General features: G+C 66.0%; 18 protein-coding genes, 6 tRNA genes and 1 pseudogene. 18 read left to right on the top strand and 7 right to left on the bottom strand.

The window, feature by feature from the left end; all coding sequences use genetic code 11:
• Positions 1-5: 5 nt before the first annotated feature.
• Together AC1VXD_RS08570 and AC1VXD_RS08565 are read left to right on the top strand one after the other, a co-directional pair.
• Complete coding sequence (locus AC1VXD_RS08570) at positions 6-4,847, top strand: carbohydrate binding domain-containing protein (protein ID WP_482991697.1); 4,842 nt, start codon at positions 6-8, stop codon at positions 4,845-4,847.
• Between the two features lie 48 nt (positions 4,848-4,895).
• On the top strand, positions 4,896-5,093 hold the full coding sequence (locus AC1VXD_RS08565; protein WP_482991696.1) for a hypothetical protein: 198 nt from the start codon (positions 4,896-4,898) through the stop codon (positions 5,091-5,093).
• Here the strand turns inward: AC1VXD_RS08565 and AC1VXD_RS08560 are convergent.
• A pseudogene (locus AC1VXD_RS08560) lies at positions 5,090-5,755 on the bottom strand (SOS response-associated peptidase). The gene AC1VXD_RS08565 and the pseudogene AC1VXD_RS08560 sit on opposite strands and share 4 nt — an antisense overlap.
• 426 nt (positions 5,756-6,181) lie before the next feature.
• Between AC1VXD_RS08560 and AC1VXD_RS08555 the strand changes: the two are divergent.
• The 13 genes from AC1VXD_RS08555 (at position 6,182) to AC1VXD_RS08495 (ending at position 15,952) form a co-directional block, all read left to right on the top strand.
• Entirely contained in the window at positions 6,182-6,541 is a 360-nt protein-coding gene (locus tag AC1VXD_RS08555) for a hypothetical protein (protein ID WP_482991695.1), read from the top strand.
• A 290-nt stretch (positions 6,542-6,831) separates the two neighbouring features.
• Positions 6,832-7,560, top strand: coding sequence for a hypothetical protein (locus tag AC1VXD_RS08550; RefSeq protein WP_482991694.1), 729 nt, complete (start codon positions 6,832-6,834; stop codon positions 7,558-7,560).
• Between the two features lie 187 nt (positions 7,561-7,747).
• A tRNA-His gene (locus AC1VXD_RS08545) sits at positions 7,748-7,824 on the top strand.
• A 79-nt stretch (positions 7,825-7,903) separates the two neighbouring features.
• Positions 7,904-7,979 (top strand) — tRNA-Lys (locus AC1VXD_RS08540).
• A gap of 138 nt (positions 7,980-8,117) precedes the next feature.
• Positions 8,118-8,193, top strand: a tRNA-Lys gene (locus AC1VXD_RS08535).
• Between the two features lie 795 nt (positions 8,194-8,988).
• A tRNA-Leu gene (locus tag AC1VXD_RS08530) sits at positions 8,989-9,073 on the top strand.
• A 189-nt stretch (positions 9,074-9,262) separates the two neighbouring features.
• Complete coding sequence (gene tig / locus AC1VXD_RS08525) at positions 9,263-10,558, top strand: trigger factor (RefSeq protein ID WP_482991693.1); 1,296 nt, start codon at positions 9,263-9,265, stop codon at positions 10,556-10,558.
• A gap of 76 nt (positions 10,559-10,634) precedes the next feature.
• Positions 10,635-11,261: an ATP-dependent Clp endopeptidase proteolytic subunit ClpP gene (gene clpP / locus AC1VXD_RS08520; RefSeq protein WP_079220811.1), complete on the top strand. Its 627-nt coding sequence runs from the start codon at positions 10,635-10,637 to the stop codon at positions 11,259-11,261.
• A 127-nt stretch (positions 11,262-11,388) separates the two neighbouring features.
• Positions 11,389-12,678, top strand: a complete 1,290-nt coding sequence (clpX, locus tag AC1VXD_RS08515; protein WP_482991692.1) for an ATP-dependent Clp protease ATP-binding subunit ClpX — start codon at positions 11,389-11,391, stop codon at positions 12,676-12,678.
• Positions 12,679-12,820: 142 nt separating this feature from the next.
• Positions 12,821-15,271: an endopeptidase La gene (lon, locus tag AC1VXD_RS08510; RefSeq protein WP_482991691.1), complete on the top strand. Its 2,451-nt coding sequence runs from the start codon at positions 12,821-12,823 to the stop codon at positions 15,269-15,271.
• A gap of 219 nt (positions 15,272-15,490) precedes the next feature.
• Positions 15,491-15,763: an HU family DNA-binding protein gene (locus AC1VXD_RS08505; RefSeq protein WP_004146343.1), complete on the top strand. Its 273-nt coding sequence runs from the start codon at positions 15,491-15,493 to the stop codon at positions 15,761-15,763.
• An 11-nt stretch (positions 15,764-15,774) separates the two neighbouring features.
• A tRNA-Val gene (locus AC1VXD_RS08500) sits at positions 15,775-15,849 on the top strand.
• 26 nt (positions 15,850-15,875) lie between these two features.
• Positions 15,876-15,952 (top strand) — tRNA-Asp (locus AC1VXD_RS08495).
• A 105-nt stretch (positions 15,953-16,057) separates the two neighbouring features.
• On the opposite strand, the gene AC1VXD_RS08490 is transcribed toward AC1VXD_RS08495, so the two are convergent.
• From AC1VXD_RS08490 to AC1VXD_RS08475, 4 genes are read right to left on the bottom strand one after another with little or no spacing between them, the layout of a single operon-like run.
• Positions 16,058-17,293: a glycosyltransferase gene (locus AC1VXD_RS08490; protein WP_482991690.1), complete on the bottom strand. Its 1,236-nt coding sequence runs from the start codon at positions 17,291-17,293 to the stop codon at positions 16,058-16,060.
• A complete protein-coding gene (locus tag AC1VXD_RS08485; RefSeq protein ID WP_482991689.1) occupies positions 17,290-17,868 on the bottom strand; it encodes a hypothetical protein in 579 nt (192 codons plus the stop codon). The genes AC1VXD_RS08490 and AC1VXD_RS08485 overlap by 4 nt, the downstream gene beginning before the upstream one ends.
• Before the next feature lie 4 nt (positions 17,869-17,872).
• A complete protein-coding gene (locus AC1VXD_RS08480; protein WP_482991750.1) occupies positions 17,873-19,033 on the bottom strand; it encodes a glycosyltransferase in 1,161 nt (386 codons plus the stop codon).
• A gap of 11 nt (positions 19,034-19,044) precedes the next feature.
• A complete protein-coding gene (locus AC1VXD_RS08475; RefSeq protein ID WP_482991688.1) occupies positions 19,045-20,001 on the bottom strand; it encodes an NAD-dependent epimerase/dehydratase family protein in 957 nt (318 codons plus the stop codon).
• A 226-nt stretch (positions 20,002-20,227) separates the two neighbouring features.
• Between AC1VXD_RS08475 and AC1VXD_RS08470 the strand changes: the two genes are divergently transcribed.
• Positions 20,228-22,183, top strand: a complete 1,956-nt coding sequence (locus AC1VXD_RS08470) for a peptidyl-prolyl cis-trans isomerase (protein WP_482991687.1) — start codon at positions 20,228-20,230, stop codon at positions 22,181-22,183.
• Between the two features lie 215 nt (positions 22,184-22,398).
• On the opposite strand, the gene AC1VXD_RS08465 is transcribed toward AC1VXD_RS08470, so the two are convergent.
• Both AC1VXD_RS08465 and gloB read right to left on the bottom strand, forming a co-directional pair.
• Positions 22,399-23,604, bottom strand: a complete 1,206-nt coding sequence (locus tag AC1VXD_RS08465; RefSeq protein WP_482991686.1) for a lytic transglycosylase domain-containing protein — start codon at positions 23,602-23,604, stop codon at positions 22,399-22,401.
• The gene (gene gloB / locus AC1VXD_RS08460; RefSeq protein WP_482991685.1) at positions 23,601-24,365 is read right to left on the bottom strand and encodes a hydroxyacylglutathione hydrolase; all 765 of its coding nucleotides are present in this window, start codon (positions 24,363-24,365) and stop codon (positions 23,601-23,603) included. The genes AC1VXD_RS08465 and gloB overlap by 4 nt, the downstream gene beginning before the upstream one ends.
• 11 nt (positions 24,366-24,376) lie before the next feature.
• Here gloB and AC1VXD_RS08455 point away from each other — a divergent pair, with 11 nt between their 5' ends.
• Both AC1VXD_RS08455 and rnhA read left to right on the top strand, forming a co-directional pair.
• Positions 24,377-25,021 (top strand): hypothetical protein, encoded by a 645-nt coding sequence (locus AC1VXD_RS08455; RefSeq protein ID WP_482991684.1) that lies wholly within the window; start codon positions 24,377-24,379, stop codon positions 25,019-25,021.
• Positions 25,022-25,033: 12 nt separating this feature from the next.
• Complete coding sequence (gene rnhA, locus AC1VXD_RS08450) at positions 25,034-25,486, top strand: ribonuclease HI (protein ID WP_367381536.1); 453 nt, start codon at positions 25,034-25,036, stop codon at positions 25,484-25,486.
• Positions 25,487-25,489: the final 3 nt, after the last annotated feature.

Raw genomic sequence — 25,489 nt, 5'->3', positions numbered from 1 at the left:
ACCCAATGCTGCAACGGAAACTCACGCTGGTGGATATCGGCGGGAGCGCTTTGCCGTCTCCATCGCCGGCCGCGCCGCGCTACGCCAACTGGTTTCCGATGCCGTACAAGGCGGCCGCCGTGCCGCCGGTGGAGGGGGTTACCCCGAATCCGGTGGCCGATGGCGTCCTGATCGAGTGGGCGGCCGTCGACCAGGAAGGCGTCATCTACGTGATCGAGCGCGGCCCGAGCGCGCAAGGTCCGTGGACGGAGATCCACCGCACCACCGAAACCCGTTACCTCTATAGCGACGGCAGCGGCCAGAAGTGGTGGTTCCGGATCACCCCGACCGTGCGCGGCAAGGCCGGCGCCGGCAGCACGGTGGAGGCCACCGCGCCCACCACCACTGCCGACCTGGTCGAGCAGCAGGAGAAGCTGGCGGCCGAGACGCTTGCCCGCATGCGGGCCGACGCTGCCGAAACTGCCGCCCGCGCAGCGGCCATGGCGCAGGCCGCGCAGGATCTGTTGGCCGAGGCAACGCTGCGCCAGCAGCAGTACACGCAGGCCATGCAGGACATTGCCGACGAGGCGCGTGCCCGTGCCGATGCGGTGCTGAACGAGAAGCTGGCCCGTGAGGCGGCCATCAGCCTGGAGCAGCAGACCCGGCAGAGCGAGGTCGAGTCGCTGGCCCGCGCGCTGTCCGAGGTGGCCGCCGGCAGCGGCACGCAGTTCGATAGCCGCGCCATCTGGTACTTCGATCAGACGGTGGAGGGCTGGACCGGGAACGGCGCGCCCACGCTGGTGGACGGCTGGCTGCGGCCGGCCAATGCCGCGGCGACCCCGTGGGTGCAGTCGCCGGCGGCGCTGGCCGTGGACGGCAGCGCCTACCGCTTCGTGAAGCTGCGCGTGAAGCGCGTCGGCTCGCCGACGTGGGCCGGCTTCCTGCAGTGGATCACCCCGACCGACCAGAACTGGAACACGCAGAAGCGGGCGGCCATCGCCGAGCCGGCGTGGGACGCCAACGGCGTGGCCACGGTGGATGTGCAGGACATTGCCTGGTGGCCGGGCACGGTCGACCGCATCCGCCTGCAGCTGGGCGCAGCGCAGACGGTGGCCAATTACTACCTGGTGGACTGGGTGGCGGTCGGGCGCCCGACGCCGGGCGCGTCTGTGGCGCTGGTGCAGGCCGAGACCGTTGCTCGCACCAACGCGATCGCAGCGGAGGCGAGCCAGCGCAACACCCTGGCTGTGCAGATGCGGGGCAACTACACCGGCACGGACCCGCTGCAGCTGACTGCGGGCCTCGCCTATGAAGAGTTGAAGGCGCGAGTGGCGGCCGACAGCGCCCAGGTGCAGCGCATCAACGCGATGGAGGTGCGGATGCCGGCCGGCACGGGTGGCCTGGCTACCTCGGCATCGGTGCAAGAGGAGGCGCTCGCACGGGTGAGCGACGTTGCCGCACTGAGTCAGTCGATCACCGCCGTCAACGCGAAGCTGCCTGGGCTGATTGCTCAGGGCAGCAACATGGTGCTGGACGGCGGCTTCGAGCAAGGGGAGGGAGGCGGCTGGACGTTCCCCAATTCGGCGGCAGTGGCCATTGTGGCGGAGGGGCGCTCGGGCAAGTGCCTGCGCGTGCTCGCCGCCGCCGGCACTCGGACTATCACTGCAAATGCTGGCGCGAACATGCCAGTGGTGCTCGGCAAGAAGTATCGGGTCAGCGCCTACTACCAAACCGACGCGGACTATAACGGCAGCTCAGGCAACGGCAAGGTACGAATCGGCAACCAGGACGGTGGGCTGATCGCAGGCTTGGCGTTTGCTGCGGGTCGAACCGACTGGACCAAGGTTGAGTGGGTGGGTACTGCCAGTACGATCTCGGCACTTCGGCTGAACATCGTCTGTGACCACACCGCCGGCGTGCTGCGCGTTGACGACGTGATGGTGGAGGAGGTGACGGACGTTCTGGCCACAGCCGAAGGGCTGCAAGCGCTGACGAACACTGTCCAAATCCAAGGCAGCCAGATCTCCTCGCAATCCAACCTGCTCAGCGCGCTTCGCACGGACGTTGACGGCAAGGCCAGCAACACCGCCTTGCAGCAGCTGCAGTCCCAAGTGACCTTGCAGGGAAGCGATATCACGAGCATCGGCAACGCCGTCAACAGCGTGACTGCCTCGCTCGCGGCAGTCGGAGGCGACAACCAGCTTGGAAACAGCGGGTTTGAGGATGGGGCGAGTCCGGGGGCGGTGCCTGGCTGGAGCAACAACAGCGGCGGGCTGGGCGGTGCCACGACTCGCAGACTGTTCGCGGCCTCCACGCTGCCCAATTCGACAAGGGCTTGGCGTTGGGAGCTTGAGAACGTACCGACTAGCGGATATTTGGAGGCAATCAGCAATGCGTCCGTGAAGGCCGCGAAGGTCACCCCCGGAGAGCGGGCAACGCTATCGGTGAACGTGCGCGGCAGCGCTGGTGCTCGGTACTTCCTGCAGCTGGCATGGATCGACGCCAACAACAGCGTCATCTCCTATACCGGCCTGTCTGGCAACCAGACGTTGGCCGACGAGAACTGGTCAAGGAAGATTTTCACCACCAACACGGTCGCACCGTCCAACGCAGTGCGCGCAAATTGCTACATCCGCATTTACGGTCTGAACATCGCCGGGCAGTGGGTGGAGTGGGACAACACGCAGCTGCAGGTAGGAGCAGTGGCTACGGGGTACGCTCCCTCCCTCGACGAACTGTCGGTGCAATCCGCTGCCAATGCTGCAGCCACCAGCGCGCTCAACGTGACCGTGTCGGCATTGCAGGGCACCGTTTCGTCCCAAGGCCAGTCGATCATTGCGGTGAACGCCAGCTTGGACCAGGCCAACCGATCCGGCAGCAACATGGTGGTGGATGGCAGCTTCGAGTCGCGCGCTGTGGGAACGCTGATCCAGTCGTGGGCAGTGATCGCTACCGGGGGGCGAACTGGCTCCAACGCACTTCTGGTGTCGTTCGCTTCCAATCTCCGATCCACGTCCCTGCAGACGTTCGACGTGCAGCCCGGGCGCACCTATTACGGGGAAGGGTGGGTCAAACGGGTAGGACCTGGGGCTGGAACGATGCAGTTCCGACTGCAGCTCAGTGACAACGGAGCATCGCAGAGCTATCCGAATTTTCAGACCGTCACCCTGGCAAACGTTCCCGAGGACGCGTATCAGAAGGTCAGCGGCAAGATCACCATTCCGGAGGGTAAGAACCGCGCGGTCCTACAGCTGAACAGCTCCAACGCGACCACCAGCGCAACTCAGCTCTTGTGGGACGACTTCCTGTTGTTGGACGTTACTGAGGCAAATGCCGCACAGTCCGCCGCTGATGCGGCCGCGGCCGGTGTCAGTTCGCTGACTGCAACGGTGACCCAGCAGGGCCAGCAAATTATAGCTCAGGCCAGCCGCATTGATGGCGTGCAGGTGTCCATGGCCGGCAAAGCTGATGCTTCTGTCGTGCAGGAAATGCGCGTGCAGCTTAACAACCAGGGCGGTGGTGGCAACCTGATTGCAAACAGCACCTTTCCGAACTGGCAGCGCACTGGGTGGGGTTGGGCGTCTAGCATTGGCTATCAGGAACTGGGCAACCCTACCGGCAATGCCGACTTCATCCCGTATGGCATGCCTAGCGCGATTGGCAGCATGCGCCCAGGCGCAACAGGAACCAATCCTGACTTCTACTACGTGACAGAACAACGCATGCCGGTGGAGCAGGGAAAAACTTACTGTTTTTCTGCATACTTCAACACGCACAGAACGCAAGCGCGTATCGGAATCGACTTTTACAACAGTGCTGGGCAGATGATTGCGGGTTCGCCCTACTCGGCGTTCTCTGGGGTTTCGGCAATCGGTCGCGAGGATTTGCGGGCGTACCCGCGTCCGTTCGTTATTGCCAAGCCGCCCGCAGGCGCGGTGTCAATGCGTGTTGCTGTCAACCTGAAAAACACGGGTGAAAATGACCCGTACTTCTGGATGTTCTATCCGATGCTCTCGGTAGTGGCTGAGGGAGCCACACAGCCGCCGCCGTATGAAGTAGGTGACCAAGCATCTGCGCAGTGGAACCTATCGGTTCAGGCCAACGGGACTATTGCGGGTATGCGCCTGGGCGTTACCGGCGAGACGTCGTCGCTCGACATCTTGGCCAGTGCGGTCAACATTCTTTCGCCTGGCGGCACTGACGGCTTCGAACTGACCAAAGGCTATCTGCGTGTGTGGTCAGGGAATTCGCAGCGCATTATCGGCAACAACTTCGGTGCTGACGGCCTGATCGACTACTTCGGGCCGAACGTGGGGGCTTCCAACGCCAACAAGGCTAACGCAACCATGTGGATGGACCGCAACGGTAGCGCGTACTGGGGCGGGGCGATTGCTGCTGGCATCCTTCGCAATGCCGCACAGAGCACGCAGATCGTCACCACGGGGAACAGTGTGCTGGTCGGGCCGTTCGATACCAACGGCCGGAACAAGCAGGTGGTGGTTGGGTTCAATCGTCAGCATCGCCGGATGAAGAACGCAGGGAACGCGCAGGGCTTCGTCGCGGGCGCCGGCACCAATGGCGGCACCATCAACCTGTATCGGCAACTGGATGGCCAGGCCGAGACATTATGGCAGCAGATCCCGATCACCGGCACCGTCAATATCTTGAATGAGATCGATGGCCCTGACACGGCCGATTCGTCCTGGGCGGCGTCTCTCACGCTGAACGACAACAACAACGGCACGACGCGCCGTAGCTACCGCGCCGAGATTGTGAGCTTCACCGAGCAGACCGTTAGCCACCAGTCCGGTGGCTTCGACAGTCAGACGATCACGCAGAGCCTGTCGATTGTGTCCATCGAGCAGTAAGCCATGCGGGGCTGGCTCTTGCCCCGCTTTTTCTACAGGAGATACACCATGCTTGCACGTGCACAGCTGTACCAGAAGATCGAAAACGCGGACAACCCGGGGAAGGTGCAGTTGATCTTCCGCGCGACCGATGGCTCTGGTGCCATCTTCAACTTCTTCGTGTCACCGCAGGCGGCGGCCCCGTACGTGACGGCGGTCGAGTACGACCTGGGTGCGGAAGAGATCGTGGCACAGCCGCAGGTTTAAGCCACGGCCTCTAGCAGCCCCTCGGTGTTGTTGCGTGGGGTGTTGACCGCGCGGCTGACGCGGTAGGCCTCCATGGCCGGCGGCTCGCTGGCCAGGAGCATTGCCATGGCATCGTCGGTGCCGGCAGCCATCCACTCATCGATCTGGCCAGCCTGCAGCCACACCGGCATGCGGTCGTGGATGTCGGCCGATACGCCGCTGCTGTCGCCGGTGATGATCGTGAATGTGCCTAGGTTGCCGTCCGGCAGCAGCGGGCTGCTGTCTTCCCACAGGCCGGCCGCCAGCAGCGGTCCAGCGGCGTGGATGAACCACGGATCCTTTTTCCCGTCCTCTGGGCTCACCGACCATTCGTAGTACCCGGCCATGGGGATGACGCAGCGGCGCTTCTTGAAGGCCGTGCGGAATGCCGGCTTGGTGGCCACCGTCTCGATGCGGGCATTGATGGTCGAGCCCTGCAGGCCCTTGGCCTTGGCCCAGAAGGGCAGGAGGCCCCAGGCCATGCGGGTCACCTAGCGGCCTTCGCCACGGTCGAGGATGACCGCGGCGCGTTGGGTGGGGGCCAGGTTGAAGCTCGGCTGGATCCCGGCCAGGCCCGGGGCGAGGTCCGCCAGACCGGGCTGGCCAAAGTCGACAACGGGGAGCTGAACGAATCTTCCGCACATGGCCGGAGGGTAGCCCTGGCGCCTGTGCCCGGCGCGTGTAGGGGCATGCCGACCCCGCGTCGCGCGGTTGCCCGATGGTGGCCGGCGGCGGGCCGGCGCACTCTGGCCATGCCGGACCCGGGGCCATTGGCCGCTCAGCCTGGGATGGCGCCTGAGCAGCGCCGCGCCGGCACAGAGTCGAGCAGGCTCGAGTCGACTCGATTCTCCGCAGTTCAATGGTTCAGGCAAGTGCCTGACGCGTTCGCAGGATCTGCGACGGCCGGTCGTATTCTTCCGGCCATGCTTCCCTCGCTTGGCTACCAAGGCTTCCGCACAGCCCCCATCCCTTCGGGTTGGGTGCAGATAGGTGAGCGCTGGGCTCTGTGGTGGAACGGGCGCGAGGTGGCCAGTGTTACCCCGACCCGCGAGGGTGGCTACCGCCTGCACATGAACGCCCTGAAGATGTGGCAGACCAAGAACGCACCGGTTGTGAGCATCCGACAGGGCAAGCGCTTCGCCGAGCGCTGGTGTGCCGCCAGACTGTTTCCGCACCTGCCGCTGCGAGAGGCGGTCGTCCGTCTGACCGACAACACCCCTATCAAGCCGGCGCAGCCACTGCCCGGCCTGCCGCCGACCCGCGAACAGCAGCAGCAGGCCCAGCGGCTGGATGAGGCGGCTGCTGCCGCGTCCGCCCGGGTGATGGCGGCGCTGGAGCCGATCCGGCCACCGGCGGAGACCAAGCCCAGGGCGACCGATCCGAGGAAGGGGCGGTTGAGCGCAAGCGGGCGGCAGCACCCTCGCATCTGACGGCTTTGCTTCCAGAAAACTCCGGATAGGCCCCTTGTGCCGCAACGGCTCAGGCGGGCGGCTTCCAGAAATCAATTCAATGCAAGTCTTTGATCCGTGTCCAGAGTCAGGCAGACTTCTAAGCCGGCGGTTACAGGTTCGATTCCTGTCGGGCGCGCCATTGCAGGGAAAGCTCCCTGACTTCCGGCGCATGGCCCCTTCGTCTCCGCCCATTACAGTCATTGCTCGGACAAGGTCGTCCGGGGCAGCGCGTTGTCCGCTTTTCCTGCCCCATCAAAGGAGTGAGACGCATGACGGAGCAGGCAGTCCAAGACAAGGACCTCGTTGCGGAAGTGCAGCGCCTGCGCGCCAGCCAGCGGCGGCTTTCGCTGTACTGCGGCGGTGTCACCCTGCTGGCGCTGGCCGGTCTGCTGATGGGCGCCAGTGCCCATCGCGATGCATCGTTCGAAGTCATCGACGCGCAGCGCATCAACATCCGGGAGCCCGACGGCACCCTGCGCTTGGTTGTGTCCAACCGCACGCGTTTCCCGGGTGGCTTCATGAAGGGCGAGGAGATCACCGCACACAAGCGGCCCATGGCCGGCATGCTGTTCCTGAATGACGAGGGCACCGAGAATGGTGGCCTGATCTTCAATGGCGCGCTGGGCAAGGATGGGCGCCCGGACAGCGGGATGAGCCTCACCTTTGATCGGTACCAGCAGGACCAGCAGCTGCAGTTGCTGGGTCTGGATGGCCCCGATGGCAGTATCGCAGGCTTGATGTTCAATGACGTGGCCGATGGCCTGAAGCGGCCGATCTTCTCGGCCGACGATGAGCGCCTGGCCAAGGCGGGCGAAGAGGCGATCACCCGTCGCGTGTTCCTCGGCAAGTCCGATGCGCGCAACGCGATGCTGCAGTTGCTGGACGCCAAGGGCAATCCGCGCCTGCAGTTGCAGGTCACGCCGAAGGGCGAGGCAACGCTGGCGTTCCTGGACGAAGCAGGCGAAACGACCCGGGTCATCTCTGCCAGCGATCCCTGAGTGGTGGGCGCTGTCGGACCCTGGCAGGCCCCTGCACATCAGTGTGAAGAAGTGCTTGCAATTCCCGCGCGACTCCCGGAAAATGCCGGACTCGCTTCGGGGGACGGAACTTCTGCTTCCGCCCACTCAAGGCAAAGCATCAGGCTCCAGCGCCGGCGACATCGGCGGTGAAGCAAACGTTTCAGTGGTGGCTGTAGCTCAGTTGGTTAGAGTACCGGATTGTGATTCCGGTGGTCGGGGGTTCGAATCCCCTCAGCCACCCCACTGTTTCAACCGCATCGGCAACGCCGGCACGGTATTGCAATAAACAGAATGCACGCTACAATGTGCGTCTGAGTTTCACGGGCTGTTAGCTCAGTTGGTAGAGCAGTTGACTCTTAATCAATAGGTCCAAGGTTCGAATCCTTGACAGCCCACCAAGACGGAAGCCACCTGGTATGCCAGGTGGCTTTTTTCTTCAGCTAGTGCGGTACCCGGAGCAGTGCGGACGTCAACGATGTTGAACGAAGTGCTTGCATCCCCCAGGCGGATGGGGTCATAATTCGCGCCCCGATTTCGGGCTGTTAGCTCAGTTGGTAGAGCAGTTGACTCTTAATCAATAGGTCCAAGGTTCGAATCCTTGACAGCCCACCAGACGAAAGCCACTTGGTCCGCCAAGTGGCTTTTTTCTTGCCTGCGATCAGGCATTCCGCTGCGGCTGCAAATCCACGCATGGCGTGGATCTACTGAAGCGATGCTTAAAACTGGGTTACATGCGTCATCAGTGTTTTCAATGCTGTGCGCTGCATCTCACCGGTCACCCCGCTCATCACTCTCAATGGAAGTTCCGCGCAGAGCGCATTCTTGAGAGAACTGTAGATGTTGCGAATGAACAGAGTTACGACGCTGGCAGGTGCCGGCCTGCTGGTGATGGCACTGTCGGCCTGCCAGAAAGACCCGTCTGCGGAGAATGATCCTGCGCGCACGGTGGAAAGGCCTGCCGGTACGGACGCTGCGCCTGCGCAGGTTGCCGAACCTGCGATGCACACGGGCGAAACCGGTGTAACAGCCGTCGATCCCGCAGCGCCGGACGTGGAGATCCGCCGTTCCGCGGATGGGGAGGGGATCGAAGTGCGCCGAAGCGGTAGTGCTGAGGCAGGGCCGACCGAACCTGCGCAGCCAGCCCAGCCAGCTCAATAAGCGTGCCGGGTCCGGATGGCCTGGGCCATCCGGACCCGTGCCGTGTGCAACGGCTGCAGGCGCCCGCGGGGTTTCGTGGCCGCGCACGTGTCCCGCTCGCCAGCCTCGCGCCGGGCGGCGTCAACCTTGGACAGGCCAATGCATCAGCGCTGATCGCGACTGCTCAGTGCGTAAAACTCGCGAATTCAGCTTTGTCACGCCTTTCGCTTTCCAGCCCCGCCTGCGACAATGAACCCCTGTGCCGGCCACGCGAAAGTGGCGGAATTGGTAGACGCCCTGGATTTAGGTTCCAGTGTCGCAAGGCGTGGGGGTTCGAGTCCCCCCTTTCGCACCAGTGCCGGCCTGTCTCCGCCCTGATCGGGCCGCCGACGGACCCTTGACCGCCACGCGCTGGCAGTGCAGGCCGAATTGGGCGAAACTAAAGGGCTGCGGCAAGCAGGCGCGTCCCAGACGTCGTGTCCTTACAACCGTTTCATCCCAATCATCGAGCCGGGGGCGTGGGCCACCGGTGGCAGGAGTCAACATGCAAGCTTCGATCGAAACCATCGGCAACCTGGAACGCCGCCTGAGCTTCTCGCTGCCGGAAGACCGTCTGCAGAGCCACATCAACGGCCGCCTGGGCGAAATCGCCCGTACCACCCGCATCAAGGGCTTCCGCCCGGGCAAGGTGCCGGCCAAGGTGATCGAGCAGCGCTTCGGCGCGCAGGTCCGTGGCGAGGCGCTGGACGGCCTGCTGCGCGAAACCTTCGATGCCGCCGTGCGTGAGCACGACCTGCGCATCGTCGGCAGCCCGCGCATCGACAAGGGCGAAGAGGGTGAATTCTCCTTCGTCGCCACCGTGGAAGTGGTGCCGGACTTCGGCGACATCGACGTCAGCAAGCTGACCGTGGTGCGCCACACCGCTGAAATCACCGACGCCGACATCGACCAGATGATCGAGAACCTGCAGAACCAGCGTCGTACCTGGGCCCCGGTCACCCGTGGCGCGCAGGACGGTGACCTGGTCGCGCTGGAAACCTGGTCGCAGGCCGGCGAAGAGCGCCTGCCGGCCGAAGGCACCGAGAAGGGTTCGATCGTGCTCGGCCAGGGCATGATGTTCGAAACCATCGAAAAGGGCCTGGTCGGCCTGGCCAAGGGTGAAGAAAAGACCCTGGACGTCGAGTTCCCGGCTGACTGGCGCGTGCCGGTGCTGGCTGGCAAGACCGTGCAGGTCACCGTCAAGGTCGTCGAGCTGTCCGAGCCGGTCGTGCCGGCCGTCGATGAAGCCTTCATCAAGAGCTTCGGCGTGAAGGGCGGCGACGTCGAGCAGTTCCGCAGCGACATCCGCGCCAACCTGGAGCGCGAGCTGAAGGGCGCCCTGATGAACCGCCTGCGCCGCGAAGTGGGCGAGCAGCTGATCGCCGCCTATTCGTCGGTGGAAATGCCGCCGCGCCTGGTCGAGAACGAAGCCCGCGCCATGCTGGGCCAGCAGGTCGAGCAGGCCCGCCGCAACGGCCAGAACGTCGGTGAGATCCCGGCCGATGCCCACGAAGGCTTCAAGGAAGCGGCCGCCAAGCGCGTGCTGGTCGGCCTGGTGGTGGGCGAAGTCGCCCGCACCAACGACCTGCGCCTGGAAGCCAAGCGCCTGAATGAAACGATGCGTCTGATCGCTTCGACCTATGAAGAGCCGGAGCAGGTCATTGAGATGTACCGCAACGACCCCCAGCTGATGTCTGGTCTGCAGAACCGTGTGATGGAAGAGCAGGTGATCGACTGGATCGCCGAGCGCGCCCAGCACACCGAAGAAAAGCTGTCGTTCCAGGACGCGATCCGCCAGTAATACGGGGCGGATCTCCCCATACCCCGCGCCTGCACCGGCGCGGGGGTGTTTCCCCCCAAGACAGGTACCTCACGAAATGGACAACCGGACCAAAGCCCTGAACATGGTTCCCATGGTGGTCGAGCAGACCAGCCGCGGCGAGCGTGCCTACGACATCTATTCGCGCCTGTTGAAGGAGCGCCTGATCTTCCTCGTGGGCCCGATCGACGATCACATGGCCAACGTGGTGGTGGCGCAGCTGCTGTTCCTGGAAGCGGAAAACCCGGAAAAGGACATCAGCATCTACATCAACTCGCCGGGTGGCGTGGTCACCGCCGGCATGGCGATCTACGACACCATGCAGTACATCAAGCCGGACGTGAGCACCATCTGCGTCGGCCAGGCCGCCTCGATGGGCGCCCTGCTGCTGGCCTCGGGCGCTGCCGGCAAGCGTTATGCGCTGCCGAACTCGCGCGTGATGATCCACCAGCCGCTGGGCGGCTTCCAGGGCCAGGCCACGGACATCGACATCCATGCCCGTGAAATCCTGACCCTGCGTTCGCGCCTGAACGAAGTGCTGGCCAAGCACACCGGCCAGTCGCTGGAAACGATCGCCCGCGACACCGAGCGCGACAACTTCAAGAGCGCGGTCGACTCGGTGGCCTATGGCCTGGTCGACCAGGTGCTGGAGCGTCGTCCGGAAGAGTCGATCCAGGCCGGTTGATCGGCCTGCACGGGGCCAGGGAGGCCCCGTTCCTGCGGGGTCGGACCGGGACTGTCGTCCCTCCGGCCCTGTGCTATTCTCGAATCGAACCCCCGTTCAGCGGGTGGGGTAACTGGGTAAGCGAAGCATGAGCGAAGACCGCCAAGGTCGTTCCACGGACACCGGCAAGATCCTCTACTGCTCTTTCTGCGGAAAGAGCCAGCATGAAGTGCGCAAGCTTATTGCGGGTCCGAGCGTGTTCATCTGCGATGAATGCGTGGAGCTGTGCAACGACATCATCCGTGAGGAACTCGAGGAGAAGGCGCAGTCGGCGCGCAGTTCGCTGCCCAAGCCGCGCGAGATCCTCGAGGTGCTCGACCAGTACGTGATTGGCCAGAACCGGGCCAAGCGCACCCTGGCCGTGGCCGTCTACAACCACTACAAGCGCATCGAGAGCCGACAGAAGAACGATGAGGTCGAACTGGCCAAGTCGAACATCCTGCTGGTCGGCCCGACCGGTTCGGGCAAGACGCTGCTGGCCGAAACCCTGGCCCGCCTGCTCAATGTGCCGTTCACCATGGCCGACGCCACCACGCTGACCGAAGCCGGTTACGTGGGCGAGGACGTGGAGAACATCATCCAGAAGCTGCTGCAGAAGTGCGACTACGACGTCGAGAAGGCGCAGCAGGGCATCGTCTACATCGATGAAATCGACAAGATCTCGCGCAAGAGCGAGAACCCGTCGATCACCCGCGATGTGTCCGGCGAAGGCGTCCAGCAGGCCCTGCTGAAGCTGATCGAAGGCACCGTGGCCAGCGTTCCGCCGCAGGGCGGCCGCAAGCACCCTCAGCAGGAATTCCTGCAGGTGGACACCAAGAACATCCTGTTCATCTGTGGCGGCGCGTTTGCCGGCCTGGACAAGGTGATCCAGCAGCGTTCCAACGACGCCGGCGGCATCGGCTTCGGCGCCAAGGTGAAGAGTGCCGAGCGCAAGGTGGAAGTGGGCAAGGTGCTGGCTGAAGTCGAGCCGGAGGACCTGATCAAGTTCGGCCTGATCCCCGAGTTCGTCGGCCGCCTGCCGGTGGTGGCGACCCTGGAGGAGTTGGACGAGCCGGCTCTGATCAAGATCCTGACCGAGCCGAAGAACGCCATCACGAAGCAGTTCAAGAAGCTGTTCGAGATGGAGAACGTCGAGCTCGAGTTCCGTCCGGACGCGCTGTCGGCCATCGCCAGGAAGGCGCTCAAGCGCAAGACCGGCGCCCGTGGCCTGCGCACCATCGTCGAATCGGTCCTGCTGGACACCATGTACGACCTTCCCTCGCAGGAAAACGTCAGCAAGGTGGTCGTGGATGAATCGGTGATCGAGCACAAGTCCGAGCCGTACCTGATCTACCAGACCCCGTCGGCCCCTGAACAGAAGGCCGCAGGCGCTGAGTGATCCTTTCAAGTTTTTGATTTGAAAGGACTTTCAACGAACGCCTTGCATCTGAAAGCCGATGGCCCCATAACGGGGCCATCGGCTTTTTTTGTCTCCGGAAGATGCCCTTCCGGAGACGGTTTTCCCCTTCCCTGGAGCCCCCATGGCCCGTTCCCCAAGTGAAACCCTCGACCTGCCGGTCCTGCCGCTGCGCGACGTAGTGGTGTTCCCGCACATGGTCATCCCGCTGTTCGTCGGCCGTGACAAGTCCATGCACGCGCTCGAACAGGCAATGGAGGCAGACAAGCGCATCCTGCTGCTGGCGCAGAAGTCGGCCGAGACCGACGACCCGCACGCGGCCGACCTCTACCAGGTCGGTACGCTGGCGCAGGTGCTGCAACTGCTGAAGCTGCCCGACGGCACCATCAAGGTGCTGGTCGAAGGCCTGTCGCGCGTGCAGATCACCCACGTCGACGAGCGTGATGGCTCGCTGCACGGCCAGGCCGTGGAGATCGACGCGGCCGACCCGCGCGAACCGCGCGAGATCGAGGCCATCGCCCGCTCGCTGATGTCGCTGTTCGAGCAGTACGTCAAGACCAACCGCAAGCTGCCGCCGGAGCTGCTGCAGACCCTGGCCGGCATCGATGAGCCGGCACGTCTGGCCGACACTATCGCCGCGCACATCAGCGTGCGCCTGGCTGACAAGCAGCGCCTGCTGGAAACGCTGGCCGTGGGCGAGCGCTTGGAGATGCTGGTCGGCCTGGTCGACGGCGAGATCGACGTGCAGCAGATGGAAAAGCGCATCCGCGGCCGCGTGAAGTCGCAGATGGAAAAGAGCCAGCGCGAGTACTACCTCAACGAACAGATGAAGGCCATCCAGAAAGAACTGGGTGACCTCGACGACGCGCCGGGCGAGCTGGAAGAGCTTGCCCGCAAGATCGCCGAGGCCGGCATGCCCAAGCCGGTCGAATCCAAGGCGCGCAACGAGCTGAACAAGCTCAAGCAGATGTCGCCGATGTCGGCCGAAGCCGCGGTCGTGCGCAACTACCTCGAGTGGCTGCTGGGCGTGCCGTGGAAGAAGCGCACCAAAGTGCGCAAGGACCTGAAGGCCGCGCAGGACACCCTGGACGCCGATCACTACGGCTTGGACAAGGTCAAGGACCGCATCCTGGAATACCTGGCAGTGCAGTCGCGCGTGAAGCAGATGAAGGGCCCGATCCTGTGCCTGGTCGGTCCGCCGGGCGTGGGCAAGACTTCGCTGGGTCAGTCCATCGCCAAGGCCACCAACCGCAAGTTCGTGCGCATGTCGCTGGGCGGCGTGCGCGACGAGGCCGAGATCCGTGGCCACCGCCGTACCTACGTCGGTTCGATGCCGGGCCGCATCGTGCAGAACCTCAACAAGGTCGGCAGCAGGAACGCGCTGTTCGTGCTCGATGAGATCGACAAGATGTCGATGGACTTCCGCGGCGATCCGTCCTCGGCGCTGCTGGAAGTGCTCGACCCGGAGCAGAACAACGCGTTCAACGACCACTACCTGGAAGTGGACCTGGACCTGTCCGAAGTGATGTTCGTGGCGACGTCCAATTCGCTCAACATCCCGGGCCCGCTGCTGGACCGCATGGAAGTGATCCGCATCCCCGGCTACACCGAGGATGAGAAGCTCAACATCGCTACCCGTTACCTGTCGCCGAAGCAGATCAAGGCCAACGGCCTGAAGCCGGAAGAGCTGGAAATCGGCAGCGACGCCATCCAGGACATCGTGCGCTACTACACGCGCGAATCCGGCGTACGCAACCTGGAACGCGAGATCGCCAAGATCTGCCGCAAGGTGGTGAAGGAAATCGCACTGGCCGGCCCGCAGCCGGTGAAGGCGAAGAAGGGCGCGAAGAAGTCCAAGGCCCTGGTCAGCGTCACCAGCAAGAACCTGGACAAGTACCTGGGCGTGCGTCGCTTCGATTTCGGCCGCGCCGAGGAAGCCAACGAGATCGGCTTGGTCACCGGCCTGGCTTGGACCGAAGTGGGCGGCGACCTGCTGCAGATCGAATCGACCCTGGTGCCGGGCAAGGGCCAGCTGATCCTGACCGGCCAGCTCGGCAACGTGATGAAGGAATCGGCATCGGCGGCGTTGTCGGTGGTGCGTTCGCGCGCCGTCGGTTTCGGCATCGATGCGGACTTCCTGCAGAAGCACGACGTGCACGTGCACGTGCCCGATGGCGCCACGCCGAAGGACGGCCCCAGTGCCGGCGCGGCGATGGTCACCTCGCTGGTGTCGATGCTGAGCAAGGTGCCGGTGCGCGCCGACGTGGCGATGACTGGTGAGATCACCCTGCGCGGTCGCGTCACCGCCATCGGGGGCCTGAAAGAAAAGCTGCTGGCTGCCCTGCGTGGCGGTATCCGCACGGTCATCATCCCCGAGGAGAACCGCAAGGACCTGGCCGACATCCCGGCCAACGTCACCCGCGATCTGCAGATCGTGCCGGTGAAGTACATCGAGGAAGTGCTGGACCTGGCGCTGGAGCGTCCGCTGGCACCGAAGAAGGCGCGCAAGAGTGCGCAGCGCGTCACGGTGCGCAGCAAGGCCAAACCGAGTGGAAACGCGCGCGTCAAGCATTGACGCGCGCTGTCGAAATGCCTGAAACCCGCGTCGTTGCTGGCTTTCCACCTTGCGTGGGGGTAGGGGCGCTGGTATAAAAGCAGCACCCGCGGATGAGTGATCGCAGTCTGGCGATCACTGAATTCGGCGAACAGTTTCCACATGGCGGCCGTGCGCGCATCGCGTGCGGTTGCTTCCCTGTCGAATAAGCGGAACCCACCGCCAAAGGAGTTGTACAGAATGAACAAGACCGAATTGATCGATGCCGTTGCTGAAGCCGCCGACCTGACCAAGGCCGAGTCCAGCCGCGCTGTCGATGCCGTCGTTGCTGCCGTCACCAAGGCGCTGAAGGACGGCGATGCGGTCACCCTGGTTGGCTTCGGTACCTTCCAGGTCCGCGACCGTGCTGCCCGCACCGGCCGCAACCCGAAGACCGGCGACACCATCAAGATCGCTGCTTCGAAGAATCCGTCGTTCAAGGCTGGTAAGGCCCTGAAGGATGCTGTAAACTAAGCGGCTCGCTGGGGTGCTTAGCTCAGCGGTAGAGCGTCTCCTTTACACGGAGAGGGTCGGGGGTTCGAAACCCTCAGCACCCACCACAGCACCGCAGTAAAAGTTCAAGTGTGGAGCGGTAGTTCAGCTGGTTAGAATGCTGGCCTGTCACGCCGGAGGTCGCGGGTTCGAGTCCCGTCCGCTCCGCCAGCAGAGTTTGAGATGTCAACGAAGATGCCCGTCGGTTCTGGACCTGCGGGCATTTTGCTTTTTCGGGGTCTGTGCATGTCCCTGGCCGCCGGGCGTGGCCCGGCGCTACCGCGGCGACGCGACGCGGTCGAGCACCGCTTCCACGGCCATATGCCGCTGCACCGACGCCTGCAGCGCGGCCAGCCCCGGGAACGCATCGGCCTGCAGCGCACGCGCGAACAGCGCCGGCAGCTGATCCAGATCGCGCAGCCACAGCCCTGCGCCTGCGTCCTGCAATCGCGCAGCGTGGTCGAACTGGTCGTAATCCAGTGGAAAGACCAGCGAAGGCACGCCAGCGCGCAGCGCGTGGTACATCACGCCAGCGCCACCGTGGTGCAGCACGCGGTCATAGCGGTGCAGGTGCCGCGCGTAATCGACGAACGGCAGCCGCTGCAGGTTGGGCAGCGGCTGCAATGCATCGCCTGTTTCATGCTGGTGGCCGTCGCTGACGTGGATCTGCCACTGCGGGTGCAGCGCCGCCAGCGTCGCCGCCGCCTGTGCCAGGCGCGGTTTGATCCAGTCCTGGTGGGTGCCGGCGGTGACCAGCAGATGCCGCGCGCCATCCACGAACGGCGGCGCCGCGTGTGTGCTGGGCGGGGTGTGCAGCATCGGCCCGATGAACTGCAGCGCGCGTGGCCAGGTGCGCGGAAATTCCAGCTCCGGCACGCCCAGGGCGAGGATGCATTCATCTGAATACACGCGTTCGCTGCCATCGGCGCGATAGATCGATGGCACGCCCAGCCGCTGCATCGCCGGGCGCTGCCACGCATGCACGCCGCGCTTGAACAGCCGGGTCAGCTGCCGGCCGCCGGCCTGCTGCAGTGCCTGCCAGCGCGTGCGTGCAGGCGCCATGCCGCCCAGATACGGCGGCGGGCCGTCCACGCAGTCCAGCACGCAGGGCGAGGGCAGGCTGGTCCACCAGCGGATGCCCAGCTCGGCGGCAAGCAATCCGGCCGGCGGCAGGGTGAAATCGACGATGGCCAGACCCGGGCGCGCATGCTGCCAGCGCTGCTGCAGCGCCTGCCGCATCTGTTCCATCAGTTGCAGCGCCTGGGTCAGCTGCGCATGCAGCCGCAGCGGGTTGGCCTTGACCGGCTTGGGCGGGTTGGCGATCTGCCACAGCGCCGCCTCCTGGTCTGCCGACAGCAGCACGCCGCCGTTGAGTCCGCTGGCGGCGATCGCCGCCTGTGCACCGGGCGTGCTCAGCACGGTTACGTCGTGTTGTGCCTGCAGTTGGCGGGCGATGGCGAGGATCGGGTGCAGGTGGCCGCTGTAGGGCGGGGCGAGCAGTTCGATCTTCATGCGTGTTCCTGCTGCAGGCGCGCGGCCAGATCGCGGGCGATGGCCAGCACGTCCGGCTGCTGCAGATAATCCATGTGACCGCTGTCGACCCACTGCCGTGCGCCGCGCCAGCCCAGCCGCGAGACCCAGTCCTGGTGACCCACCAGGATCTGCAGGTGGGCGGCCGCAGGTGCGCGGCGTGCGACCGGCCCGTAGGCCAGTATGCTGCAGCGCCGCGCCAGGGCCGGAGGCATGGCCAGGTTGGCCAGCAGTTCCAGTCCGCAGCTGCCCACCAGCAGCAGGGTGTGGGGTGCAGCCTGCAGCAGCTGGGCCAGTGCCGGCGCGTGCGCTGCGGCGAAATCAGGTCGGCGCGAGCGCAGGTAGTGGCGGCTGTTGTGCCAGCTGGCTGCCAGCAGTCCGGCGGGCCGGTGATCGGGCGTGGCGGCGTCGTAGGGGAAGTTGCAGGGATGCAGCACCCGGCCCGGTGCCAGCAGGGCATCGCCGAATGCGCGCTGGAGCGGGCTCAGCGCACAGCGCGCCGGATCGCTCTGCCCGGTGAGGAAGGCCAGTTGCAGTTGCGGTGCGGCCGTGGGCATCGGCTCAGCCGCCCTGGAAATCATTATTGGCGCGTACCTCGTACAGCCGCGTGCGCCAGCGGATGCGCCGCACGCAGGCGGCATGCAGCAGGTGTAGCGGCTGCAGCAGTTCGGCCAGCAGCGAAGCCAGCGGACGATGCCGGGCGCGGCCGCCGGCGCGGCGCTGCAGGTACATCAGCAGGCCTGCACGCAGCACCAGCACCAGCGCGGCAGCGAGCGCTGGCAGCCCGATCGGCGGCAGCATGGCCAGCACCAGCAACGCCCACAGAAGCAGCGGCGGCAGACCATGCAGCACGCCGATCAACAGGCGCAGGCGCGGTGATTCATCGCGCAGCAGCAGCAGCGCAAACAGCATCCAGCGGTGCATCTGCTGGCGGTAGCGCTGCAGCGTCGGCACGTGGGTCTGCACTTCCACCGGCGCGGTGGACTGGAACAGGCGCGCCCCCTGTCGGCGCAGCGCGCGGGCCAGCGCCAGGTCGTCGGCCAGCATCTGCAGCAGCGGGGTGAATCCGCCCAGCTCACGCAGGCGTTCGCTGCGCAGCGCGTAGCACATGCCGTTGATCGACAGCGGCGGCAGCCACGGCAGCAGGCCGAGGTAGGTCAGCACCGCATTGTTGTTGACGAACTGCGCCATCAGGCGTGCGCCGCGTGCGCCGTCGTCGCGGTAGCAGGGCAGGGCGGTGACCAGGTCGGCGTCGGCCGCGCCCAGTTCATCCAGCAGCTGCGCCAGCGCTGCGGCCGACAGGCGTGCATCGTCGTCGAGCACCAGCAGCACCGGTTCGCGCACCTGCGGCAGCACCGCATCCAGCTTGAAGGTCTTCGGGTTGGTCCCTTCCGGTGCCGCCGGGTGAACCAGGCAGGTGATCTGGTGGCCGGGGTGTGCCGCGCACAGCGCGTCCGCAGTGGCGCGTCCGATGGCGTCGGCCTCGTCCAGCAGCCAATGGAAATGCGCGCCGGGCAGCGCCTGCAGATTGTGCTGCAGCACCTGCGCCAGCAGCGGGTCGCCGCCGAGGATGGGCTGCAGGATGGCCACGCCGCGGCCGTCATGGTCGGCGGGCGCCTGCGGCCGGGGCGGACGCTGGCCGAGGATGCGCAGGGCGCCGGTGGCCTTGAGGCCCATCAGCAGCAGGTAGAAGGCCGCCAGCAGCAGGCTGACCAGGGCGATCCCGTCCAGGCTCAGGCCGACCATTGCGCACGCTGCTCGGTGATGAAACGTTCGATACCGTCCTCCAGCGAAACCTGTGGTGGCCCCAGGTCGGCCAGCATGCGCTGCGGATTGAAGGTTTTTGAATAGGCGAAGGCGGCCACGGCGAAACGGGTGATCGGCGGCTCGCTGCGCAGGCGCAGGGCACGCCAGCCGGCTTCGATCACGCTGGCTGCGCGCAGGGCCAGCGCGGTCGGCACGCGGCGGCGTGGGACGGGCAGCTGCAGGGCGGCCAGCAATCGCTGCAGCAGGGCGTGCAGGTCCACCGGGGCGGCATTGGTCAGGTTGTAGGCCGGGCCCAGCTGCGGGACCTGGGCGGCGCGCAGCAGGTACTCCACCAGCGTGTCGATGTGGATCAGGTCGATCTTCGGCGGGCCACCGGGGCTGACCAGCAGCGGCACGCTGCTGCGGCGCGCGGCCGCCAGCAGGCGCGGCAGCAGCACGGTGTCACCGGGGCCGAACACCGCGCGCGGGCGCAGGATGCAGGACGGACCGTCGTAGCGGGCCAGCAGGCGCTCGGCCTCGGCCTTGCTGCGCGCGTATTCATTGAGGAAGACCGGGCCGATCGGGCTGTCCTCGTCCAGATCAAGCTGGTGTGCCTCGCGGTAGAACACCGCGGTGCTGGATACCAGCAGCAGGCGCGGATGGCCGGCGCGGCGGCAGAATTCGATCACCTGTGCGGTGGTGTCCACGTTCTGCTGGCGGAACTGCGCTGGGCTGCCCCACGGGGCGACGCGGGCGGCGGCATGCACCACCACGTCGGGCCGGAACGGCAGCTCGAACGGCTGCGACAGGTCGAGCGCGGCGTAGTTGGGCAGGGGCAGCGGGCGGCGGGCGACACCGAAGGCCTGCACGCCGGGCACGTCAGCAAGGCGGCGCAGCAGGGCGCCCCCCACGAAGCCGGAGGTGCCGGTGACCAGGATGCGCATGGACGGGGTCCTCCTTGTGCCTGTGACGCGCCGCAGCCGGGGCATGCCGCCCATCTGACCGGCCAGTATGCGCCGGCTGCCGCGCCTGCGCCCAGCGCGGGCACGGCGTGGATGCTGCACATGTGGCGCAGATCCTTGTCCCGCCTGCCTCCGGGCCGTTTTTGGTGCGGGCCGCGAAGCGGGTTACACTGCCGGGCTCGCCAATCAGGCCATGTGATTCCTCACCATGCTGCAGAAACTCCGCGACAAGACCTCAGGCTGGATCGTCACCGTGATCCTGGGGCTGCTGATGATTCCGTTCCTGTTCGTGATCGACAACAGCTACCTCGGTGGTGTCGGCGCACAGAACGTGGCCAAGGTTTCGGCACCGCCGACCTGGTGGCGCTCGGCGCCGTCGTGGTGGCCGGTGCGCATGCTGTGGCAGCACCACGAGATCAGCGCGCAGGATTTCCGCACCCGCTTCGAGCAGGAGCGCATGCGTGAGCGCCAGCAGCAGGGCGAGAACTTCGACCCGCGCGCTTTCGAGAGCACCGAGAACAAGCTGGCCGTGCTGGACCAGCTGATCGACGAGCAGGTCGTGCGCCTGGTGGGCGAGCAGGCCGGCGTGGTCGTCGGTGACGGCGCCGTGCGCGACTACATCATGACCATCCCGGCCTTCCTCGGCAGCGATGGCAAGTTCAACGAGAACAACTACCGGCTGGCGCTGGGCGGTGGCAATCCGCCGCGCACCCCGTCGCAGTTCCAGGAAGAAGTGCGTGCCAGCCTGCAGCAGTCGGTGATCCCGGCCGGCCTGCAGAACTCGGGCTTCGTCACCCAGGCCGAGACCGAGCGCCTGCTGAAGCTGCTGGGTGAAACCCGTGACGTCGAGCTGGTTGCGCTGCCGGAAGTGCCGGCCGATACCGCGCCGGTCACCGACGCGCAGATCAAGCAGTGGTACGACAGCCACGGCAAGGATTTCCGCCAGGCCGAATCGGTCTCGCTGGAATACGTCGAGCTCAACGGTGCCAACCTGCCGGCGCCGGTGCCGGCCGATGAGGCCACCCTGCGCAAGCGCTATGAAGAAGAGAAGGCCAAGTTCGCGACCCCGGAACAGCGGCAGGCCTCGCACATCCTGATCACCGGCGACGGTGCCGAAGCCAAGGCCGCCAAGCTGGCCACCGAAGCCAAGGCGGCCGGTGCCGACTTCGCCGCACTGGCCAAGGCCAACTCGGAAGACCCGGGTTCCAAGGACCAGGGCGGTGACCTGGGCTGGGTCGAGCGTGGCGCGATGGTGAAGCCGTTCGAGGACGCGCTGTTCGCCGCCAAGGCTGGCGACGTGATCGGTCCGGTCAAGACCGACTTCGGTTACCACATCATCAAGGCCGCGGCCGTGCGCGGTGGCGAAGGCAAGTCGTTCGAGGAAGTGCGTGACGTGCTGGCCGCCGAGCAGCTGAAGGCCGACGGCGAGCGTGGCTTCAACGATCTGGCCGGCCGTCTGGTCGATGCCATCAACAAGAGCCCGAGCGATCTGGTTGCTGCAGCCAAGTCGGTCGACCTGCCGGTGCAGACCCTGGGCCCGATCACCCGTGCCACCGCCAGCGGTATCGCCGCTGATCCGGCCGTGCTGCGCTCTGCGTTCTCCGACGTGATGGTGCAGGACGGTACCGCCAGCGACCCGATCGCCCTGGGCGGCAGCACCAACCACAGTGTCGTGATCCGCGTGGCCGCGCACACCCCGGAGCAGGCACTGCCGCTGGACAAGGCGCGTGAGCAGGTCATCGCCGCGATCCGTGCCGACCGTCAGCGCCAGGCCAGCGACAAGGCGGCTGACGCCGTGCTGGCCAAGCTGAAGGGCGGTGCCAGCCTGCAGTCGCTGGTGGCCAGCGACAAGCTGCAGGTCAGCCCGATGCCGGGCCTGCCGCGCAGCCAGCCGGTGCCGACCCCGGAAATCAACCGCGCCATCTTCAGTGCGCCGGTGCCGGCCGAAGGCAAGCCGAGCTTCGGCAAGGTCGACGTCAACGGCCACGCGCTGGTGTTCGTGGTGAACAAGGTCACCCCGGGCAACATCAAGGAAGTGACGCCGGAACAGCAGAAGCAGCTGAAGGACCAGCTGAGCCAGATCGACGGCATGGCGGCAGCCAAGGCCTACATCGACGCGATGCGCAAGAAGTTCGTGGTGCAGACCACCGAAGCGAACCTGTAAGCCGGAAGGCTGGCAGGACGAAGAAGGCCCGGCAGTGCCGGGCCTTTTTTGTTGGTGCGTCCGCTGTATGGAGAGTCGAGCCATGCTCGACTGCTTTTGTGGAGACGTGCAGAAGCAGTCGAGCATGGCTCGACTCTACAACGGGCGGAAGCGCGGAAGAGCGGTCGAGCACGCTCGACCTCTACGAACAGCGGGGGCAGTCGCGGTTGCGGCGGTCAGTCTTCGATGCGCAGCACGGCGCCGGGCTTCAGCACGCTGCTGCCGCTCAGGCCGTTCAACGAGAGCAGGGCCTTCACCGGCATGCCGTAGCGGCGGGCGATGGTCCAAGCCGATTCACCGTTGCGCACGGTGTGGCGGCGGTTGCGCGGGCGGTCGGCCGCGCTGGCCACGGTCCTGGCGACCTGCGGGGCCGGCTGCAGGCTTGCGCTGGGGGCCACGGCGGTCGCTGCGGTCGCAACCGTGGCGACGTCGGCAACCGGGGCTGAGGCGGCGGCCACCGGGGCCAGCACGCGGGTGGTGCCTGACGGGCGGCCGTTGCCGGCCAGGGCCGGGTTCAGGCGGGCAATGCGGTTCGGGTCCAGCGCACGCTGCGCCGCCCACTGCTGCACGCTGGTGCCCGCTGGCAGGGTGTGGCCCTTCAGTACCGGCACGGTGCGGTCCAGCGAGGCCATCACGCCGGGCTCGTCTTCGGCATCCTCCAGCACACAGGCCAGGGCATGCAGCTTCTCGACGTAGGCGTGGGTGACCGGCGACAGGCCAGGCAGCGCGGCCGGTTTGGCGTTCTGCGCGTTCATCCCCGCCTTGCGCATCGACTGCAGCACGCGGTACTCGCCGGCGTTGTAGGCCATGGTGGCCAGGCGCCAATCGCCGCCGAACATGCCGTGCAGCGTCTTCAGGTAACGCACCGCGGCCTGGGTGGAATCCACGGCCGACAGGCGGCCGTCGTAGCCGTTGGCCATCGGCACGCGGTGGTTGCGCGCGGTGGTGGCAATGAACTGCCACAGACCGGTCGGGCCGCTGCCGTTGCGGGCGCTGGGGCGGTAGCCGCTCTCCACGAACGGGATGAGCGCGAATTCGGTGGGCAGGCTGGCCTTGCGCAGTTCTTCGACCACGTAGCCGAACAGCACCAGCGCGTCGTCATCCTGGTTGGCCAGGCGCGAGGGGGCATGGGCGAACTGCTTCTGCCAGCGCGGGCTGGTGGCCTCGGCGTCGCAGGTCGGTTCAGCCAGGCCCTCGCGGAAGCTGGCGAAGATTTCCTGGCCGTTGCGGACCGAGGCGGCCGGCAACAGGGCCGGATCGAGCGGTACCGCCGACGCGGCGGTCAGGTTCTGGCTGATGCCGGCGCCCAGCGACTGCGCGCCCGCGTTTCCGGCCAGCCCCAGGACAAGGCCCAGGGCCAGCGGCAGACTTCGGCGCATCATGCGCGGAAGCCGTCTTTCCAGTGCCGGAGACCGGCCATGACATCGACGTCGTCCACGACATCGCGCCCCAGGTGCGCCGACACCGCCGCGCGGATCGGCGCAGTGTGCACACGCAGGAACGGATTGCAGTCCAGCTCGTTGGCCAGGGTTACCGGCAGGGTGGAACGGTCATCGCGGCGCATGGCCAAAGCCTCCTCTTGGCGCTGCCACAAGGCAGCGTTGGCGGGGTCGACATGCCGCGCGAAGACGGCATTTGACACGGTGTACTCATGGGCGCAACAAACCAGCAGTTGCACGGGCAAGGTACCCAGCTTGCGCATCGACGCCAGCAGCTGGGACGGCGTACCTTCGAACAGGCGCCCACAGCCCAGGCTGAACAACGAATCTCCGCTGAAAAGATGTTCAGCAGTGTGAAACGCGATGTGGCTGCGGGTATGCCCGGGCACGGATAGTACGTGGAACATCCGGCCCATTGCCTGAACGCGTTCACCTTCGCCCACCCGTTCGGTGGCGGTCGGGATGCGCTCGTCGACCGGCGCGATCACCCGTGCGCGGGGGAAACGCGCCTGCAGCGCGGGCACGCCGCCGATGTGGTCGTCGTGGTGGTGGGTCAGCAGGATGGTGTCCACGCGCAGGCCTTGATCGGCCAGCGCCAGCACCGGCGTGGCATCGCCGGGGTCGACGACCACGGCGGCGCCATCGTCGGCGATCAGCATCCAGATGTAGTTGTCCGCAAATGCGGTCAGGGCAGTCAGTCGCATAGAATTGGACCATGCCCCTGCTGCAGAGCCACCGTCAAGCGAGCCTGGTGCCGTGGTTCGATAGCGAGCCGGCGGCAGCCCTTCGCCTGCTTGAGCGCCAGCTGCTGCTGCCACGGCTGGCCGGCCTGCCGTCCCAGCCCTGGCTGTGGATCGCACCCACGGCCGCCTGGCTGGAGGATGCGCAGCTGGGCGGCCGCGGCCTGCGCCTGTACCGCGAGGGCGCCGGCTATGCCGGTGACACCCGCTGCGCGCTGCCGCTGCCGCTGGCCAATGAAAGCGTCAACGCCATCGTGCTGCAGCATGTGACCGCCGCCGATGCCGATTACCTGCTGGATGAGTGCTCGCGCGTGCTGATGCCCGGCGGCCAGTTGTGGCTGAGCAGCCTCAACCCGTTCAGCCCCTTCCGCACCCGCTGGCGCCAGCATGGGCTGGTGGTGCGCACGCCGCAGCGGCTGCGCCTGCTGCTGGCCCGCCATGGCCTGGAATGCGATGACACCCGCTACCTGGGGCCGCTGTGGCAGGGCGTCGGCAGCCGCCATCGGGCGGGCTGGGCGCCGCTGCGCGCGGCCTGCCTGTTCCATGCCGAAAAACGTACGCTGGCCCTGCCTGGGCCGACCCCGCTGCCGGTGCGCTGGCACGGCACCGTTGCTACCTGATCTGGAGTTGTATTGAAAACCATCGAAATCCACACCGACGGTTCCTGCCTCGGCAATCCCGGCCCGGGTGGCTGGGCCGCACTGCTGCGCTACAAGGGCCACGAGCGCGAGCTGAGCGGCGGCGAAGCGCATACCACCAACAACCGGATGGAGCTGATGGCCGCCATTTCCGCGTTGGAAAGCCTCACCGAAGCCTGCGAGATCGTGCTCTACACCGATTCGCAGTATGTGCGGCAGGGGCTGACCCAGTGGATGGCCGGGTGGATCCGCAAGAACTGGAAGACTGCCGGCGGCGACCCGGTGAAGAACCGCGAGCTGTGGGAGCGCCTGCATGCGGCCACGCTGCGGCACCAGATCGACTGGCGCTGGGTGAAGGGCCACTCCGGTGACCCCGACAACGAGCGGGTCGACACCCTGGCGCGCACTGCCGCGATCCAGATCCGCGACGGCAGCCCGGTAAACTGAGCC

Source organism: Stenotrophomonas sp. STEN054, assembly GCF_056854535.1.
Note: the sequence above shows the minus strand (reverse complement) of the source record. Positions and strands in the feature narration are given on the sequence as shown.